Origin of the sequence: Polyangium fumosum, assembly GCF_005144585.1 — a bacterium.
GTDB classification, from domain to species: Bacteria; Myxococcota_A; Polyangia; order Polyangiales; family Polyangiaceae; genus Polyangium; species Polyangium fumosum.
On the sequence record NZ_SSMQ01000021.1, the window covers coordinates 49387 to 68268 of the forward strand.

The 18882-nt window shown below is 71.4% G+C and carries 10 protein-coding genes; 2 read left to right on the top strand and 8 right to left on the bottom strand.

From position 1 onward, the window contains the following. Positions 1–76: 76 nt before the first annotated feature. On the bottom strand, positions 77–1825 hold the full coding sequence (locus tag E8A74_RS20950) for a phosphoenolpyruvate carboxykinase (GTP) (protein ID WP_136930815.1): 1749 nt from the start codon (positions 1823–1825) through the stop codon (positions 77–79). A 140-nt stretch (positions 1826–1965) separates the two neighbouring features. Here E8A74_RS20950 and E8A74_RS20955 point away from each other — a divergent pair, with 140 nt between their 5' ends. Further along, a complete protein-coding gene (locus E8A74_RS20955; protein ID WP_136930816.1) occupies positions 1966–2826 on the top strand; it encodes a metallophosphoesterase in 861 nt (286 codons plus the stop codon). Here E8A74_RS20955 and E8A74_RS20960 read toward each other — a convergent pair. From E8A74_RS20960 to E8A74_RS20980, 5 genes are read right to left on the bottom strand one after another with little or no spacing between them, the layout of a single operon-like run. Beyond that, on the bottom strand, positions 2823–4799 hold the full coding sequence (locus E8A74_RS20960) for an FTR1 family protein (protein WP_136930817.1): 1977 nt from the start codon (positions 4797–4799) through the stop codon (positions 2823–2825). The genes E8A74_RS20955 and E8A74_RS20960 overlap by 4 nt on opposite strands. Before the next feature lie 44 nt (positions 4800–4843). Beyond that, positions 4844–5794, bottom strand: coding sequence for a GNAT family N-acetyltransferase (locus E8A74_RS20965; protein WP_136930818.1), 951 nt, complete (start codon positions 5792–5794; stop codon positions 4844–4846). After that, positions 5791–6987 (bottom strand): kynureninase/PvdN C-terminal domain-containing protein, encoded by a 1197-nt coding sequence (locus E8A74_RS20970; protein WP_136930819.1) that lies wholly within the window; start codon positions 6985–6987, stop codon positions 5791–5793. Before E8A74_RS20970 ends, E8A74_RS20965 begins: the two co-directional genes overlap by 4 nt. 16 nt (positions 6988–7003) lie before the next feature. Beyond that, complete coding sequence (locus E8A74_RS20975; RefSeq protein WP_170229255.1) at positions 7004–8263, bottom strand: hypothetical protein; 1260 nt, start codon at positions 8261–8263, stop codon at positions 7004–7006. Positions 8264–8316: 53 nt separating this feature from the next. Next, positions 8317–10062 carry a M14 family metallopeptidase gene (locus E8A74_RS20980; RefSeq protein WP_136930821.1) on the bottom strand — a complete coding sequence of 582 codons (1746 nt, stop codon included), beginning with the start codon at positions 10060–10062 and terminating at the stop codon, positions 8317–8319. 127 nt (positions 10063–10189) lie between these two features. On the opposite strand from E8A74_RS20980, the gene E8A74_RS20985 reads away from it, so the two are divergent. Continuing rightward, a complete protein-coding gene (locus E8A74_RS20985) occupies positions 10190–13636 on the top strand; it encodes a serine/threonine-protein kinase (RefSeq protein ID WP_136930822.1) in 3447 nt (1148 codons plus the stop codon). Here E8A74_RS20985 and E8A74_RS20990 read toward each other — a convergent pair. Continuing rightward, positions 13633–15921 carry an Rv1355c family protein gene (locus E8A74_RS20990; protein ID WP_136930823.1) on the bottom strand — a complete coding sequence of 763 codons (2289 nt, stop codon included), beginning with the start codon at positions 15919–15921 and terminating at the stop codon, positions 13633–13635. The two genes, E8A74_RS20985 and E8A74_RS20990, sit on opposite strands and share 4 nt — an antisense overlap. Further along, the gene (locus E8A74_RS20995; RefSeq protein ID WP_136930824.1) at positions 15918–18692 is read right to left on the bottom strand and encodes a hypothetical protein; all 2775 of its coding nucleotides are present in this window, start codon (positions 18690–18692) and stop codon (positions 15918–15920) included. The genes E8A74_RS20990 and E8A74_RS20995 overlap by 4 nt, the downstream gene beginning before the upstream one ends. Positions 18693–18882 lie beyond the last annotated feature (190 nt).

Genomic DNA, 18882 nt, shown 5'->3' on the forward strand with positions numbered 1-18882 from the left:
CGATGCGCACGATGGAAACGACGCGGCCCCGACGATGTCGCCGGGGCCGCGGGAGAAGCGTCGCGAAGCGATCGCTTCAGGTCTGGAGGTGCGATCGGAGCGTGCGGTGCTCGCGCCAGATCCCCTCGGGCATCTTGTCGCCGAACGATCCGAAGAACGCCTCCTGATCGGTGAGGTCCGCGAGCCACGCCTCGCGATCGATCGAGAAGAGATCGCTCATCGCGGACGCCGGGAGATCGAGCCCGCTCGTGTCGATCTCGCCCTCGTTCGGGAAGATGCCGAGCGCCGTCTCGCGGCCCTTTGCGCGGCCGTGCACGCGCTCGTTGATCCAGCGCAGCACACGCAGGTTCTCGCCGAAGCCGGGCCAGAGGATCTTGCCCGCGTCGTTCGTGCGGAACCAGTTCACGTGGAAGACCTTCGGGAAGGCCGGGCGCCCGCGCCCCATCTCGAGCCAGTGCCCGAAGTAGTCGCCCATGTTGTATCCACAGAACGGGCGCATCGCCATCGGGTCACGGCGCACGACGCCCACCTTGCCCGTGGCCGCCGCCGTGGTCTCCGAGGCCATCGACGCGCCGAGATACACGCCGTGCGCCCAGTCGCGCGCCTCGTACACGAGCGGCGCGAGCTTGGCCCTGCGGCCGCCGAACACGAACGCGCTGATCGGCACGCCCTCCGGCGCCTCCATCAACGACGACACGCACGGACACTGCTTCGCCGGCGCGCAGAAGCGGCTGTTCGGGTGCGCCGCGGGCTCCTTGCTCGTGGGCGTCCAGGACCTGCCCTGCCAGTCCGTGAGCTCGGCCGGCACCTGGCCGTCCATGCCCTCCCACCACGGCTGCCGATCCCGCGTCATCGCCACGTTCGTAAAGATCGTGTTGCGCTGGACCGTGGCGAGCGCATTCGGATTCGTCTTCCGGCTCGTGCCCGGGGCGACGCCGAAAAAGCCTGCCTCGGGGTTCACCGCCCAAAGCCGACCATCCGGGCCGACGCGCAGCCACGCGATGTCGTCGCCGACAGTCCACACCTTCCAGCCCTGCTGGCTCGCGGGCGGCACGAGCATCGCCAGGTTCGTCTTGCCGCAGGCGCTCGGGAATGCAGCGCAGATGTACGTGACGTTCCCCGAAGGATCCTCGAGCCCCATGATGAGCATGTGCTCCGCGAGCCAGCCCTCGTCGCGCGCCATGGTGCTCGCGATGCGCAGCGCGAAGCACTTCTTGCCGAGCAGCGCGTTGCCGCCGTAGCCCGAGCCCACGCTCCAGATGAGGCGCTCCTTCGGGAAATGCGCGATGAAGCGGCGGTTCGGGTCGAGGTCGCCGAGCGAGTGAAGGCCCCGGCAGAAGTCACTCGACGCGCCGAGGTGATCGAGCGCGACCTTCCCCATGCGCGTCATGATCCGCATGCTGGCCGCGACATAAGCGCTGTCCGTGATCTCGACGCCGACCTTCGAAGCGGGCGAGCCGACCGGGCCCATCAGGTACGGGACCACGTACATCGTCCGTCCGCGCATCGAACCGTTGAAGAGCGGGCCGACCTTCTCGCGCGCGTCCGCGGGCGACATCCAGTTGTTCGTCGGCCCAGCATCCTCGGCCCGATCCGAGCAGATGAAGGTCAGATGCTCGGTGCGCGCCACATCGGACGGATGGCTCCGGTGCAGGTAACACCCGGGGTACGCGGCCTGATCGAGCTCGTGCAGCGTGCCGTCCCGAAGCATGGCCTGCACGAGGCCGCGATACTCTTCCTCGGAGCCATCACACCACACCACGCGGTCGGGCTCCGTCTGGCGGGCCACCTCGTCGACCCACGCGGAAAGGCTCTGATTGTTCATGGCGCGGTAGAGTAGCCCCCACGAAAGCGAGACGCTACCGGGTGAGAATCCGCGGGGAATCGCGGTCACACCGCCCGATGTGACGAGGGCGTGCGCGCTTTCCCGGGCAAGATGGCCGAAGTGCGGTACTCTCGCCCGCTGTGCGACGCGTCGTCGTGCTTCCAGAACGCGGCAAGCTCATCGTCGCCACGGACCTGCAGGGTCACGTGGACGACTTCGAGCGTATTGCTGCCATTTTCGAACGCGCCGCCCGCGAGCCCGACGGGGCCGTCCTGGTCGTCACAGGCGACCTGGTACACGGGCCCGAGCTCGCCGAGATGGATTGGCCTGACTACCTCGGCAGCTACTACGAGGGCGACTCGCCGGAGGTGCTCGAACGAGCGCGGGACCTGCAAAACAGGTACCCGGGGCGTGTTCACTATCTGCTCGGCAACCACGAGCACGCGCACGTGGGCGGCCCGATCGTCGCGAAGTTCTTCCCGGACGAAGCGATGCGGCTCGAGGAGCTGCTCGGCGACGAGGGCACGCTGGCGATGCGCGCCTGGTTCCGTACGTGGCCGTTCGTCGCGGTGGCCCCGAAGGCTCAGCTCGTCATGCTGCACGCTGCGCCGCACGCGCGCATCCAGAGCCGCGACGATCTCGAGAACCTGTCGCTCGACGGCTGTACAGGCCTGACGCTCGAAGAGATGGCCGCGCGCGGGACGCTCGGGGCATTGCTTTGGGCTCGGACGACCTCGTCCGAGCGCGCCTGGGCCTTCCTGCGCGCCATACACCCGAACGCGCGTGTCGCCGTGTACGGCCACGACGTCGCGCGGACGGGCTACGCGATCGATCGCGAGCCGATGCTCTGCGTGTCGACGAGCTTCGGCTGCTTCGACGGGGACAAGATGTATCTGGAGTGGGATCTCTCGGAGGCCGCCGCGAACGCCGAGGACGTGGCCCGCCGAGGCCTCCGGCTCTTGCACCCGGGGGCCCCGGCGGTTCACCGGGTCGCGTTCTAGCCCTTCGCCGGCGCGGGCGTGGCGCCGCGCGGCGGGGGGCCGGCTGCGGGCGAACGCTTGTTCCAGACGTACGCGCCCACCGCGAGCGCGAGGAGAATGAGCTGCGCGGTGATCGTCTCCAGCGTCGGGTAGAAGCCGACGACGGGCACGCTCGGCAGGCCGACGCGGTGCGCCGGCACGACGCCCGCCATCTGCAACGCCGAGAGGCCCTGACCGATGAACACGACCGCAAGGCCGTAGAGCAAGTAGCTCGAGATGCGGAAGAAGACCTGCGGCGGCGCGAAACGTCCGGCCCGGGTGTACGCGGACACGATGATCACGAGCACGACCGCGCCGACGGCTGCGCCCACGACGGCCGCGAGCGATGACGCGTCGGACGCGAGCAGGGCCTGGTAGAAGAGGACGGTCTCGAACGCCTCGCGGTAGGCGGCGAGGAACGAGACGCCGAAGAGCGAGAGCGCCGCCTTGCGGGGCGAGATGTGCTCCTTGAGGAAGCGCATCCAGCGCTGGACCTCGCGCTTCGCGAGCAGCGAGTAGCTCACGTAGAAGAGCACGGCCGTCGCGAGCAGGGCCGTGACGCCCTCGATGAGCTCGCGCTTCGCGCCCGAGATCGTGACGAGCCGGAGCGAGAGGAGGAACGTGAGCATGCCGAGGACGATCGCCACGGCCCACCCCGCGTGGACATACCGCTTCTTGTCCCCGTGGCCCGCTTGCGCCGCGAGGCCGAGCAGCGCCGCGACGAGCAGCGCCGCCTCGACGCCCTCGCGCACGACGATGCCGCCGCTCGAGATCGCCGTGGACACGAAGCTCGTCCGCTTCGCGCCTTCCTTGAGCCGCGACTCGGCCGCCGTGAGCTCCGCGAGCGTGCGGCTGATCGAAGCGTTGAGCTCGGCCGGCGTCTCGCCGCGATCGAGCGCGGCTCGCAGGCCCATGTAGTGATCCTCGATCCGCGCCACGACGCCGGCGTCCATCGACTTGAGCTGCGCCTCGACTGGCTCGACGCCTTCAAGGTAGCTGTCGATGATCTGCCCCTTCGCGCCCTCACGATCGCCGCGCTGGAGCGCGACGCGCGCCCGATCGAGCTTCGCCCGCGCGAGCGCGAGCGGCGAGCGGGCCGCGCGATCCTCGTACGGCGCGCGCTTGCGAAGGTCCGCGAGCGTCGCAGACACACGATCCTGCGCGATGCCCGCGGAGAGCAGCTCCTCCCGCAGCGATCCATCCGAGCGGGTCGCGAGCTCCCCGAGCGCGTACGTCGGCGAGCCGTCTGCGGGCGCCTCCGTGTGGCGCAACGAGACGACGTAGAACGCGACGTCCCACCGCTCAGCCTCGCTGAGCTGCGAGAACGGCACCATCGCGGTGCCCTGCACGCCGAAGCGCACGGTGCTCGCGACGCGGAAAGGCGTCATGCCGTCCGCCACGTCCGGATCCCAGAAATTCGCGGGCCGCGGGTTCAGCGTCGCGGCCTTCGGCGTGTCGCCGCGACCTTGCTCGCCGTGGCACTCGGTGCAGTGCTTCTGGAAGATGGCCCGGCCTCGCTCCGCGTTCGGGGCCGCCGCGGGCGCCTCCGCGAGGCGGAACGCGCCGAGGATCGCCGTGCGCGCGTCGAGCGTCGCCGCCGTCACCTCGCTCGCGGGCGCCTTCTTGTCGACGAGCGTGCGCACCTTGCCGACGAGCGAAGGCAGATCCACGCGCGGCGCATCGGCAGGCAGCGCGGGCTGGATCCTCCCGGCGATCTTCGCGCCGTCGTCGAGCAGCGAGAGCTGCTCGTCGTACTCGCCCTGGTTCGTGATCGCGCCGTGGTCCACGGCGCCGCCGTAGTCCGCGCCCACGTAGCCGAGCACGTGCACGAGGCGCTGCGCTTCGACCTCGGGCGGATCGCCGTAGTCCGCCCTCGCGAGGGGCGCTGCCACGACCACCAGCGCCGCCGCGAGCAGCGCCACGAGCGACCGGAGACGGGCGAAGATGAAAATCATGTTCAACAACTGTACCGAAACCACGACCCGTTGCAAGGGCTGGATCAGAAGTGATCCAAGGACCCGAAGAACGTTTTTCCGGGATCGATCATGGGAAAACCCTCGCCGAGTGCAAGCACCATCGCGATGGCCGTGGGGCGGTTTCTTGCGACGAACGGTTCGCCTTCGAGGGGCGGGGGCAGCCAGCTCGCGACGTGCGCCGCGCCCTCGGTGAGCGCGATCCGCCGGAGGGCGCCGAGGACGTCCTCCCGCGGGATCCCGGGCGCGGCCCACTCGTCGACCCACAACGTGCGGGGCGGCGGTTCGGCGCCGTCGTCACGGTTGCCGCCGTGGAGCGCGGCGAGCACGTACCCGACATCGCGCCCGTCGCGGCGCAGGATCCAGCCGAGATCGCCGTGGTTGCGGAAGCGGAAGTAGCGCAGGATCTCGAGCGTGCGCGCGGGCCGCACGAACGACGGATCCCAGGACGCGTCGTACGTGTCGAGCATCCAGGGCTCGTCCTCGGGCGTGGAAGGGCGCACGTCGAGCGAGGTCGCGGCGGGGAGCGCAGAAGTGATCGTCGTGTGCTCGAGCGCGGGCAATGCGACGAAGCCGAGCCGCTCGTAGAAGCCGGGATCGATGTCCGAAAAGAGCAACGCGAGCGCGACGCCGTCCGCGCGCGCTTCGTCGAGCACGGCGCGAAGCAGCTCGCTCGCGGCGCCGGTCCCGCGCGCGTCGGGCCGCGTAAAGACCGCGCCGATGCCCACGCCCGGGGCCTTGCCGCCGCCAGGAACGCTCACGGACAGGCCGTACCGCTTGATGCCCGCGACGAGCCGCCCCGTGTCGTCAAGCAGGCCCGTGTACCGCAGGATCGCTGGTCCGGCGCGGCGAAGCTGCGCGCGCTGGGCCTCGATGTGCGCGTCGACCGAGCGGCCGCCCGACCAGATCACGTGCGTCTGCCGCGCCGCCTCGGCGACGAGCGCATCATCGAGCTGAGGAACGTAGATGCGGCTCACGACGACGCGACCTCCCGGCGAATCTCCTCGGCGACGGCGAGCGTGCCGTGATCGATCTCGTCGTCCGTGAGGTAAGGCGCGGGGCCGATGCGCACGAGGTCGCCGCGTGAATCGACGAAGATCCCGCGCGCGCGGAGCCGATCGACGACACGCCCGGCGCCCGGCGATCGTACGGCCACGAAAGCGCCGCGCCGCTCGTCCACGCGGGACGAGGCCACGTGCTCCGTGATCCCCGCCTCGTCGAGCTTCGCGAGGATACGGCGCGTTTGCCGCAGGGAGATCGCGCGGAGCGACGGGACGTCGAGCCCGAACCTGTCCCAGTGCTGGAGCACGGCATCGGCGCGGTAGACCGGCGTGGCATCAAACGTCGCGCCCGAGAACCGCGCGCCGCCCGGCCCGTACCCCACGGTCTCCGTGCGATCCCCCTCGAGCGCCGAAAAATCCGCGAACCAGCCGGTGTCCGCCGGCCGAAGTTTCGTGGTGGCGGGGAACCGCAAGAAGCAGATCCCCTCCCCTAGTTGCGCGTACTTGTAGCCGCCGGCCGTCACGAAGAGCGCGTCCTTCGCGGGTCCCCACGCGATCGGGACCACGTTGAACCCGTGGTACGCATCGACGAGCGGGACGGCGCCGACCTCCACCGCGCGCGCCACGATCTCGCCGATCCGCGGCACGACGAACGCGTCCTCGAAGAGCACGGCCGAGAGCGCGACGAGGCTCGTGCCGGGCACGATCGCTTCGAGGAAACGATCCACGAGGCTCTCGCGATCCGCCGTGTCGACCCACGTGACCCGCAGGCCGTCCTCCGCGAGCCTGGATAGTTGGCGGTGCAACGAATGAAACTCCGACCGCGTCGTGACCACGCACGGCGCTGAGGCGAGCGGGAAACACGAGAGCAGCCGCGTGACGAGCTCGTGCGTGCTCTTGCCGAAGGAAATCGCGTCCCCCTCGTCGAAGCCGAGGCGCCCGAGGATGCGGCGCCCGACGGACTCCATCTTCGGGAAGACCGCGCGGTACCACTTGTCGTCCACGAGCCGCGCGGCGTCGTCGAACGCCTCGATCATCGCGGCGCGCGCCACGTCGGGCCACGCCTGGTGCGAGTGGCCCGTGAGCAGCACGCGCTCGTCCGTCAAGAACCGGCCGTACGCGGCCCGAAACGCGCCGAGATCCAGCGCGCGCCCCGCCTCGTCGCTCATGCGCCTACCTCCCCGATCACTTCGCGCCGGGCCGCGAATACGACACGGTCACGCTCGTGTCGACCGAGGTGTTTTGTTTCTCGGTCTTGCCGCCTGCGCTGATCTGCACCTCGAGCGTCATCGCGCTCTTCACGGTCATCGAGCCGCCCGTCGGCGCGACGTCCGTCGTGTCGAGCACGCTCGTGCCGCTGCCCTGCGACTTGAACGCGACGAGCCGCGCCGACGCGCCCGGGGGCATGCCCGGCGGCGTCACCGTATCCTTCGCCGCGAGCTGCTTCACCGCGACGTCCAGCGTGAGCACGTCGCCCTTGCGCTCCTTCAACGTGAACGTCGAGACCTGCAGGAGATCCGCGCCGTTCGCCGTGAGCCGGCCGAGCACCTCCCACTTCGCGCCGGCGCCCACGGGCTCGTCCGGCAGCGGCGCCATCATCGACTCGATCGACTGCGTCATGCCCGTCATCATCTGCTGCGCCGCCTGCGGCACGGCCTTCGGCATGCTCATGGTCACGTCGTGCACGCGGCCCTTCTCGTCGACGAAGTACCGCATCCCGAGCCCCTTGATCGGCTCGAGCTGCGGGCGCAGCGCCTCGGCGATCTTGTCCTGCCCCGCCCCCTGCGACTCGACCGCGACGTCCTTCAACGTGCCCTCGATCGGCCAGTCGTTCCCCTTCTTGTCGCCGGTCGAGAAGTCGAACGTCATGACCATGCGCGGCATCTTCGTGGGCGGCAGGTTCATGCCCGCCGCGCTCATCGCCATCTCGAGCGCCATGCCCATGCGCAGCGGCTTCGACGTGCCCTTCACGAGCGCGTAGGACGCAGCCGTTCGCGGCTCGCCGCCCGCCACGAGCAGCCGCACGACCGGCCGCCCACCTGTCGGGACGAGTTTGTCCGCGACGCCCTTGGGCAAAATCCCGTTCGGCGCGTCGGGCACCGAGGTCTTCGCGGCCACGTCGGCCGCGGGCTTCGTGTCGCCCTTCGGCGCCGCCGCCTTCGCTTCTTCCTTCGGCTCCGACTTCGCCTTCTCGTCGGCCTTGGGCTCGTCCTTCGGGGCCTCCGCTTTCGCCTCCGCCTCGGGCTTCGGCGCCTCCTCGGGCTTCGCTTCGGCCTCGGCCTTCGGCTCCGCTTTCGCCTCGGGCTTCGGCGCATCCGCCTTCGCCTTTGCCTCGTCGACCTTCTCCGGCGCGGGCACCGGCGCGGTGTCCTTGGACTCACACGCTAGAAGCGAAAAAGCGAGCAGGCCGGCGAGCGGCAACCCCAGGAGTGACCTCGACATCACGAAACACCCTCCACAGCCGGCCCGACCGAACTCTGGCGGCGGCCGAGCCTGCTTTATCCCACTTCCAGGCGCGCTTCCACTTTGCCCACGCGCGGCGAGCCCGCGTGGATCGTGATCCCCCCGCGCCCCCGCACGATCCAGCGCACGCGCCCGCGGCGCGGACCACCACCCGTCCGCGGAAACCCGGGCGAGCTCATCGGATCCACCGCGCCCCAGCCTTCGAGGTGCCCCACCACCGCCTCGTGTTCGCCCGACACGAGCGTCACGCCCTCGCCGACCGAGATCCGCGCGCGCACCACATCGTTCCAAGGCAAGCTCTTCGCCGACGAGAGCACGAACGTCGGCAGGAAGCCGAGGTTCTCGACGACGGCCGAGACCTCCCACAGATCCCCTTCGATCCGCGTGGCCCGCACGTCCACGAGCCGCGGCCGCGGCGAGAGCGAGGCGAGGCGCAGGAAGAAACGCGACTGCCGCTCGCAGAGCTCGCCGAGCCGCTCCGGCGGCGGGTTCCAGATGCCGAAGCGCGGATCATGCCCGCCGATCTCGACCGGCCCGAGCTGCGGGTGCACGAAGGGCCGCCACGCGCCGATGATTCGCTTCTGGTTGTGCTCGCGATCCCACGCGGCCATGCGAAGCGTGTCCTCCCGCGTGCGCCGCTCGTAGTTCCAGACGAACGGACGAAGCACCGGCAAGCCGACCTGCTTCCAGAAGTCCCACAACTCGCACACCATCGAGACCGCGCCACGCTGCGTGTACGCGTAGGCGCTGAGATCGCCGCAGAGAGGTTTGTTGGGTTCGTAGAGGAACTCCTCGAAGCCGCTCACCATGGGGTAACCGGCGAGGTCCTCGGCCCACTGCCCGAGCATCCGGTAGAGCGTGAGATCCGTGGGATCCATGCGGCTATCGGGCTTCTCCCCCGATGGGCGGATGTACACGCCGCCGAAGCAGTGCAGGTTCACCCACGCGAAGATGTTCGGGTGCTTCGAGGTGAACGCGACGACCGCGCGCGACTCGGGCTCGCTCGTGGCGTACGCGCCCGCGCCCTTCTGGTGCGGCTCCGGCGCCCAGCCGTAGGGAAAGTTGCGGTTCATGTCGACCGCGTTGTCCGAGAGATAGTCCGGCGCCGGGATCAAAAAACCGTCCCAGTGCTCGATCATGCCCTCGGGATAGACCGCGTAAAACGGCCCCGCGTCCTCGACGCGCCGCGGGAGCATGAGGTTTGGATCCTCCGGCGAACCGACGAAATCCCCGGCCGGATCGAGCCGCCGCATCGAGAGCGCGATCCCGTCGCCGTCGACGTCCCCGATCTTCCAGAACGGCGCGCCCCGGCCGAGCCGATCGTCGCGCGGGTTCGATCGCACGTAGCCGCCCGTGCAGAGCACGCTCTCCGCGCCGTCCGGGCACATGCGCGGCAGCACGTAAAACACCACGTCCTGCCGCAAGAGCGCCCCCAGGTGCGCGGGCAGATCGTGCAAGGGTTCAGTCGGACAAACCAGGTTCCGAATCACGTCCTCGGCGATGGCGAGGGCCACGCTCGACCCGGCGAGCTCGACCGCGTGCATGTTGCCGTCCACCCACGCCGCGGGCCCGTCGCCGTCCGGATCACGGCCGATCGCGAGCAGCCAGATGTCGCGCCCCTCCGGCGTCTTGCCGAGGCTCTGGAGCCGCACGATCTCCGGAAACCCTTCCGCCCAGGCCCGCACCTGCCGCGTGAGCTCGTCGTACGTCACGTACCTCGCGCGAAACCCCACCGACATCGCTTCGAGCCGCGCCCGCGCCCCGCTCGGGTCCTTCGACATGTCCGCACCCTCGCAAACGAAAGGCCGCCTCGCAAGCGCACGAAATCCTGCCCCACGAGAAGAAGATGGTAAAAACGTTGCCCACGCCCGTCGTTCCAGGGAATCATCGAAGGCTAGAGGCACCCCCTTGCGCGCGCGCGCCGAATTCCTCGACGGACTGCTCGAGCTCCACAGGTACGAAGATCGCAGCGCGCGCCGCAGCGTCTTCCGGCAGAGCATCGCCTCGCTCGCGATCGAGGCCTCGCTCGACGGCCCCCCGCCGCTCGACGGCTTGTCCGCCGAGGCCCTGCTCGCGGGCATCCGCGTCGCGCTCGCCGATGGGCTCTTCGACGACCTCGGCTGGCTCGCGCCCGCGGCCGCCGCCGTCGCGCTCTACGAGATCACCGGCGCCCTCCCCCTCGGCCCGGAGCGGCGCGAGATCGGCCGCCGCGTCCTCGCCCAGCTCTACGACGGCAGCGCCGCCACGTTCGTCGCGCTCGCCACGCGCATGGCCCTCGGCAGCGCCCGCGCCCTCGCCGGCGCGCCCGTGCGCGCGCGGATCGCCCTCGCCTTGCAGCTCCCGGGCAGCGTCGACGTCCCCGTCGATCCGCTCGCGCTCGCGCTCGTCTCGCGCCGCGACCTCGCACGCGACTGGGTCGGTACCGCGTCCACCGGCTCGCTCCCCGAGCGCCGCCTCGCCGCGCGCCTGCTCGAACGCGCCGCCCGCGAGGCCGTGCGCCGCGCGAGCCAGGGCGACGACGACGCCTTGCGCCTCTTCCGCGGCCTCAACGCCGACGCGCCCGCCTCGTCGAGCCGCGCCACCGCGCCCGACGTCGTCCTCGAGGCCTACCACCTGCTCCTCGCCGATCGCGAGACGCTCGTCTGGCGTCACGTCGCCGCCGCGCGTGGCTTGCTCTCCGGCGCGCTTCCCGAACTCGAGCGCGAGATCCGGAAACACCTCGCGCCGAACCTCACGCCCACCGAGTGGCGCCGCGCCGCGACCTCGCTCGTCGCGAGCATCGCGGTCGACCCCGAGAACAACCTCGCCACGAGCCGTGATCTCCTCGCCTCGGGCCTGCTGCGCGAAGATCCCGGCCTCGCCATCGCCATGGTCTGGGGCCTGCCCCGCGCCGCCGACGCCGAGCCCGAGGCCGCCGAAGCGCTGCTCGAAACGATCACCGCGGCCCACCCGATCGCCGTCGCCGACAGCGTCGCCGATCTCCGCCTGGAGCTCGGCCCCGCGTTCGGCATGCGCGCCCGCGCCGCGTGTGTCCAAGCGCTCGCCGTCAGCCTCGCCGCCCCGCAGACCGACGATGGCCTCACGGCCCTCGGCCAGAGCATCCTTCGCGACCTCGAAGGACGCGAGCCCTCCGAGCTCGGCGCCACCGTGCGCAGCGCCGTCGACGCGTTCGTCGAAGGAGGCTCGCGCGAAGCCCACGCCCGCTCCCTCGCCGCCCTCGACCTCGCCGCGAGCACGCTCGACGCCCTCGACGCCCTCGACGCAGGCGCAAGCCCCACGCCCTCGACGCGCGGCGGCCTCCCCGTCAAACCGAGCGCCCTGCCGCCCGGCCTCCCGCAGACGAACCTCTCCCGCCGCGCCGCGGCTCGCCTCGTCCGCGAGCTCGATTCGAACCTGTACGAGTCCGGCGCGCTCCGCAGCCTGCTCCTGCTCGAACGACGTGGCTCCGGCACCGACGGCGCCGCGCAAGGCCTCGACACGCTCGACGATCGCATCACCCGCTGGCTGCTCCGCGTCGAGGCCCAATCCCCGCCCGAGGGCACGCCCCCGCACGCCACGTTCCACCAGCGAAACCTCCGCGCCCTGCTCCACGTCGTCGACGGCGAGAGCACCGACGGCGACAGCGACGGCGACGCCGCCCGTGGCCGCGGCAAGCGCCGCCTGCTCGACACGTGCGACGTGCTCTCGAAGCGCCTCACCGCTGAGCCCGGATCTCCCCTCCGCCGTGCCGTCGTCGCCACCGTCGCCCGCGCCTTCGACGCGCTCGTGCGCACCCACGCCGCCGACGCCGCCGACGTCCTGCTCTTCGCGTGCATGCGGAGCGGCGATCCCGAGACGCTCGCGATCCTCGCCGAGGCGAGCGTCCACCCCGACGTCCGAAAGCTCCTCGCCTGCCACTCCCGCTTTACCGACGCGATCAACGCCGCCACGGCCGAGCGCGGCGCCGAGGAGCGCATGGACGCCGCCCTCGCCGCGCTCGAGGCCCTCGTCGCCGAGCTCCCGCAGGGCACCTCGCAGCGCACCGAGGCCTTGCGCACCGCCCTCGCCCGCCTCGCCCGTGGCCTCGACGCCGTCCGCGCCGCGCGCGCCCTCGCTCCGCTCGCCGAGTCCGCCACGAAGGAAGGCTCTCCCCTCGTCTCCCTCGAAGACGCGCTCGTCGCGCTCGCGCGCCTCACCGCCTCGGCGCGGCGCCGCTTCGGCGACGGCGAGAGCGACGAGGCCCCGCACTCCACGCTCCTCGGCGCCCACGCCCTCGCGCTCGCGGCCGGCATGGCCCGCGAAGGCGGCGCCACGCCCGAGCTCCAGGGCGCGATCGAAAAACTCGTCGAGGCCGCCCGCGCCTCCGTCCCGGCCCCGATCGCCGTCCTCGCGTCGCTCGTCCTGCCGCGCCTCTGCGCCCTGCCCGGCCAGCGCGCCGGCGGCGCCGCGAGCGAGCCCGACGACCTGCCCACGACCGACCTCCCCCTGCCCGCATGGCTCCCGCCGCGCCGCACCATCGGCGGCTACTTCGTCCACCGCAGGCTCGGCGGCGGCGCGGTCGGCACGGTCTTCGTCGTCACGCGCGCCGAGGAGCGCCACGACCCGCACGCCGAACGGTTTGCCCTCAAAGTACCCGACTACGACGCCACGGCCGCACGCAGCGTCTCCGAGGCCGAGTTCTTGAAGCTCTTCCGCGACGAGGCCGGCGCGCTGCTCTCGCTTCCCGACCACGCGAACCTGCCGCGCTTCGTCACGTTCGACGCCGGCGCGCGGCCGAAGCCGATCCTCGTGATGGAGCTCATCGAGGGCGTGCGCGGCGATCAGCTCATCGACAGCCGGAGCCTCACGATCCAGACCGCGCTCGCCCTGCTCGACGGCGTGCTCGCGGGCCTCGAAGCGATGCACTCGGTCCGCATCGGCCACCTCGACGTCAAGCCCTCGAACATCATCCTCCGCGGCGGCAAGGGTCCCGTGCTCGTCGACTTCGGCCTCGCCGGCCGGCACATCCGGCCCGGCTGCGCCACCGCGAACTACGGCGCGCCCGAGGTCTGGGACGTCGTGCCCGAGGGCGCGACCGCGACGCCGCTCACGGCCGACATCTACAGCTTCGGCTGCCTCGCCTACGAGGCGCTCACCGGCGACACGCTCTTCGACGGGCCGAGCGACGTCGCGCTGATCTCGGCGCACCTGACGCACGACGGCCTGCCCCCGAAGATCCGCCGCCTCTCGCAGGGCCGCCTCGCCTCGGTGGGCATGTTCCTGTTCCAGTGCCTGCGCCACAACCCGGAGCAACGCATGACGGCCACGTCCCTGCGCGCCGAGCTCCGCCGCATCGCCCCCGAGATCCTGCGCCTGCGCTGGCCGATCGCGGACTAACCGAAGGAGAGCACGTCCTCGACCGGCTTCCGGAGCGACCGCGCCGTCGGCGGATCCGCCTTCGAGAGCCGGAACAGGAGGATCTCCGCGTGCCCCGCGGGCACGTCGAACACCCGCAAGAACCGCTGCCGCAGCTCGCCGAGCCGATCACGCACCTTGGGCTCGAGCCCCTTGCCTGCGCCGCGCTCGAGCCGCGCGAACAGATACAGCATCGCCGACCACGGCTGGATCGCGATCCCTCGCGCCGTCGCCTCCAGCCACACGCGCTCGAGCGCCCGCCCGCCCTCGAAGTACGAGTGCGACGCCGTGCCCGGAAACACCACGAGCCCGACCGCGGACGACGACCCGAGCGCGCGCCGCGCCGACTTCACGAGCGCGCCGCCGCCGCCCATCTTCGCCGTGAACTCCACGGCCTTCCACGTGGTCGCGAGCCGCACCGCCGCGAGATCGGAGGCCGCCACGTCGAGCGTGAGCACGTCGAGCCCGTCACGCGTCCGCAGGATCTCCTCCTCGGTCCACCGCAGCTCCGCGCCCATCTCCTCGTTGTGCTTGCGCGACAGGAACATCATCCGATCGGCCTGCCCGAGGATCTCCCCCACCTCGGCGACCGCCGCCCGATCGGTCGCGAGCAGGAGCTTGCCCCCGCGCGCCTCCGCCGCCTCCACGAGCCCCGCCGCCGCCCGCTCCGAGAGTGGCGCCCCCGTGCCGAGCTTGCGGTTCGTGCAGCGCGCGCCGAGCACCGCGCAGAGCGGATCCACCGCGTACGACGCGTCGTCCACGCGGAACACCACGTCACACGCCGCGAGCGGATCCTTCGCGTCCGGCGCCAGGGCGACCTCGGCCGACAGGCCCATCGCGGGCGCGGCGAGGACCATGTTCTCCACGGCCGCGCCGAGCGCCACGAAGCTCGCCGCGTGCTGGAAATCGTTCAGCGTCCGCCCGCCGTCCGGCGACACCTTGCACCGCACCCGCCCGCCCTTCGCGACGAACCTCCACGGCTGCGCGTTCCCGCCCGACGGCGCGAGCACGCCGAACCCCACGAGCCGGCGCACGTCCTCCCGCGTCACCGTGCGCTTGTCGGCCGGCCGCGCGAGCGGCGGCGCCTCCGGCGACGGCAGCGGCTTGCGGACGAACGCCTCCTCCAGCGCCGCGTCGACCTGCACCTCCGCCTCGCGCCCGTCCTTCACGATGGCGTCGAGGTCCACGAAATAACGCCCCGATCGCGTCAACTCGCCGAGGAGCACACGCCGCGCCGCGTCGGTCGACACCGCGCCGCCGAGCATCGTCCCCGAGGCGAGCTGCGGCCATGACGTCGTCGTCTCCTCGACTTCGAGCAGCGACGCCCCGAGCCGGCCCTTGAGCGCGTCCGGACCGAGGATCCGGAGCACGATGGCCACCTTCTGCGCCTGCGTCAGCCCCTTGAGCTCCGCCGCCGAGAGCCCCCGCAAGAGCGAATGCAGCACGGGCCGATCCGGCTCCCGATCGAAGCGCTCGACGTCGAGCATCCCCCGATCGTTCGTCTCCATCAGGACCGGGATCCCGTGCGCCCGCGCCCGCTCGCGCAGAAACACCTTCGTATAAAGGTCGTCGCACTCCTCGATCAGGAGATCGAGCTTGCCGCCCTCGGTCAGGAACGCCTCGACGTTCTCCTCGGTGACCCCCGTTCGGCTCACCTCGACCCGCAAAAACGGGTCGATCTCCGCGATGGCGCGCGCCGCGATCACGCACTTGTGCACGCCAATCTCGTGCACCCCGGCGCGCAGGCGGTTCATGTTGGAGAGCGCGAGCTCGTCGAAATCCGCGAGCCGCAGCAGCCCCCCCACGCCTTCGAGCGCGAGCGTCACCGCGCTCGCCTGCCCCACGGAGAGCCCCACGACGCCGATCCGCTTGTCCCGGAGCGCGGCCTGCTCGTCGGGCGTGATCTTGTATCGATTGCGCGAAAAACGCAGCTCGCGGTAGTCGGCCTCGCCGAGCACGTGCACGAGCCGCCCGCTCCACGGGTAATGGACCCAGGTCCCGCGCTCCTCCGGCGGACCGTCCCCGAGCGCCGCGCGCACCGCCTCGTCGAGCGCCTCGCCGCGCAGCTTCTGCTTGGGCGAACGCGTCGCGCAGAGCTCGGCGAGCTGATCGACGTACCGATCGTGCACCTCGCGGACCTCTCCCGCGACGACGAGCGCCTCGACCTTCCGGCGATCCCACGCATCGGCGAGCGAGAACAGCGCCGGCTGGTACGTCCCCTGGTCCACGCCCGCGGCCAGCGCCGCGAGCCGCTCGGCGAGCTTCATTCCTTCCCCTGCTTCGGCTTGTAACGACCGATGGCCGTGAGCTCGTAGACGTGCTCCAAAAACTCCGGGAGGATCTGCGCCGCTATCGCCCAGCAATTGCCCGGCCCGAGATCCAGCATCTTGCAGCGCTCGATATGCTCCCCGTCCGGGTGCTCGTGCATGTACACGAAGCTCGATTTGCCCCGATTGCGATAAAACTGTCGCGCCTCTTCGATCAGCGGGACGAACGCGGCCCTGCCGCCGCGCCCGAACTCGTACAGGCGCACGCAATCGAGCAGCCGGAACAGATTCGTCCCCGTCTCGCCCGTCTCCACGATCGCCGCCGCCACGGGCACGCCCGCGCGCCGCGCCGTGAAGAACACGCGCTCGCGCCCCATCCCCGCTTCTTTCCAGAGCCGCGCCGTCTCCCCGAGCTCCACCCGGTCCGGCACGAGATCGAGCGCGTCGAGCAGCGCCGCCGTATGCGTCTTGCCGAGCTCGTCGACCAGCCACGCGATCTCGAAAGGCGCCGCGGGCCCGACGTCGAATCGCTCGCCCGAAATCGCCTCGCTCGTCCCGGCCGATTGCGCTTCGAGCAGCCGGAACGGCCGGATCGCCGCGAGCCCCTGGTCCACGTAGGGCCGCGCGAAATCGAGGTGCGCCATCGACCAGGGCACCTCGCCGTCGATATACGCGAGCGCCCAGGTGAAGGCCGGATCGAGCTGCGGATACTCGAATGCCCGCAGATAAATGTCGCGCAGGATCTGCCGCACGTGCGCGACGCCGGGCGCCTTGCCCGGGCGCTTGGCGAGCTGGTGGATGAGCCAGCTCCCGCTGTAAATCTTGGCCACCGAGAGCGAGGCCTCGATCCCGCGCTCCGAGGGCCACACGGCCTGGCAGATGATCCGCGGGGCCGCCGCCGCCCGCGCGCCGAACTCGAGGAACGTCTTCTTCAGCGGCTCGAACTGGTCCGGCGTTTTACCGGACAAATTGAAATAACCCGATTGCTGGAGCAGGCTCCACATCGACTCCGGCGTCTCCGACCCGCCGAGCGTCTTTTCGTGGAGCTCCTGGCTCACGAGCCGCATCCAGGGCCCCTCGTCCTTCGACGTCCGCGGCGCCACCTTGAGCCCGCAGCGCGCCTTCGCCCCATTGCGCGCCGGGAGCACGTACCGCACCTCGCCGTGCATGTGCAGCGGCGCCTCGTCCCCGACGCACACCTCGATGTCGGGCATCTCCAGGCCCGGAAACACGAGATCCCGGTCGGCGTCGACCTCGAAGCACAAGCCCGCGAACGAGACGTCGAGCACTGGCCGCCCGGACACGACCACCTCGGGCCATATCGGGTGCTTGAACGACGCCGTGACCGGGCGCTGCACCTTGCAGCGCCGGAACCAGCGGTGCCGCACCCGCTCGATCCGCGTCGGCATCGGCGTCGTCACGCGCCCATCGGCCTCGAACTCGGCCTTGTCGAGGTGAATCCGGTGAATCGAGTTGTACCCGCCGAGGTCGATGATGTACGGCGGCGAGCCCCAGCCGCGCGCCGAGCGCCACACGAGCCGCGTCTCCTCGCGCGCCTCGATCTTCTCGGCCTTGACCGGCACGTCCGCCCCCACGAGGAGCCCCTCGCTGCCCGCGTGAATCAGCGCGCGCAGGATCGCCCGCACCCGGCCCGGATCGTCGATCTGCTCGCGGACGCGCGACAGGCTCCGCGCGAGCTCCGCGTGCCCGATGACGTAAAGCTCCTGCAGAAGGCCGAGGATCTTCCGGCCGAGCTCCTGCGTGACGCGCTCGAACTGCACGCTGACGAGCACGTTCCCCTGCGGCCCCGAAGGCTCGATCGACACCACCACGCCCTCGACGGGCCCGACCGCGCCCTTGCCCGAGAGCATGTACGCCGTCACGCGCCCGCCGAGCCGCGGGATCAGCCCGTCGCCCGGGGAAAACCACACCGCCGAGGGCGAGAGCCGCACCACGGACGCCGGCAGGATCCAGCGCCCCTCGGTGAGCAGCGCGACCGCGCACGCCCCCTCGCGCAGCCGGTAGCCCGGCCCCGCCTCGCCGCTCACCCGCCGGAACCGGACCGAGGGCGGGCTCTCCGTGTAATCGGCCGAGCGCGGCGCCTCCGAGGGCCGCGGCGGCCGCATGTCCGACAGGCGCCGCGACGGGAACCGCACCGACCCCGGAATCTCCCCGAGCGGCTCGTCCTCGCGCATCCCGAGCGCCGCGCGCCCTTCCGCCGTCAGGCGCGGGAACCGCACCGACGCCGGGCCCTCGGAGAGCACCTCGTCGTCGCGCCCCGGCGCGCGCTCCGACGCCGACGCCGACGGCGCGATCGACCGCGGGAACCGGAGCGACGGCGGCGGCTCCGCGAGCCCCTCCTCCTCGCGGAGCAGGCCGACCGGCGGCGCCGAGAGCGGCGGACCCGAGAGCGGCCGCGGGAACCGGAGCGACGGCGGCGGCTCGCTCAAATGCTCGTCATCGCGCGGCGGCCCCCACGACGAGTGCCGCGCCTCCGGCATGGATCGCGGAAATCGCACCGACGGCGGCGGCTCGCTCAAATGCTCGTCATCGCGCGGCGGCCCCCACGACGAGTGCCGCGCCTCCGGCATGGACCGCGGAAATCGCACCGACGGCGGCGGCTCGCTCAAATGGTCCTCGTCGCGCGGCGGGCCCCACGACGCCGGCATTGCGCGCGAAAACCGCACCGACGGCGGCGGCTCGCTCCGCCGGTCCTCGTCCAGCATATTGAGCGCCGCGCGCCCATCCGCGGTCAGCCGCGGAAATCGCACCGACGACGGTCCGTCCGACAACGGATTGACGCTTGGCGGTGCCGGCGACTCCGGGGTCGCGGCGGATCGTGGCTCACCGCCTGCGCCCGGCGCCCGTTCGCTGCTCACCCCTCACCCCCTCGGGGAGCCATCGAAGCACGGAAGCGCCGACTCTTCGCGTCAAGCAAGGTGCGATGCCTCCAGCGGTCTC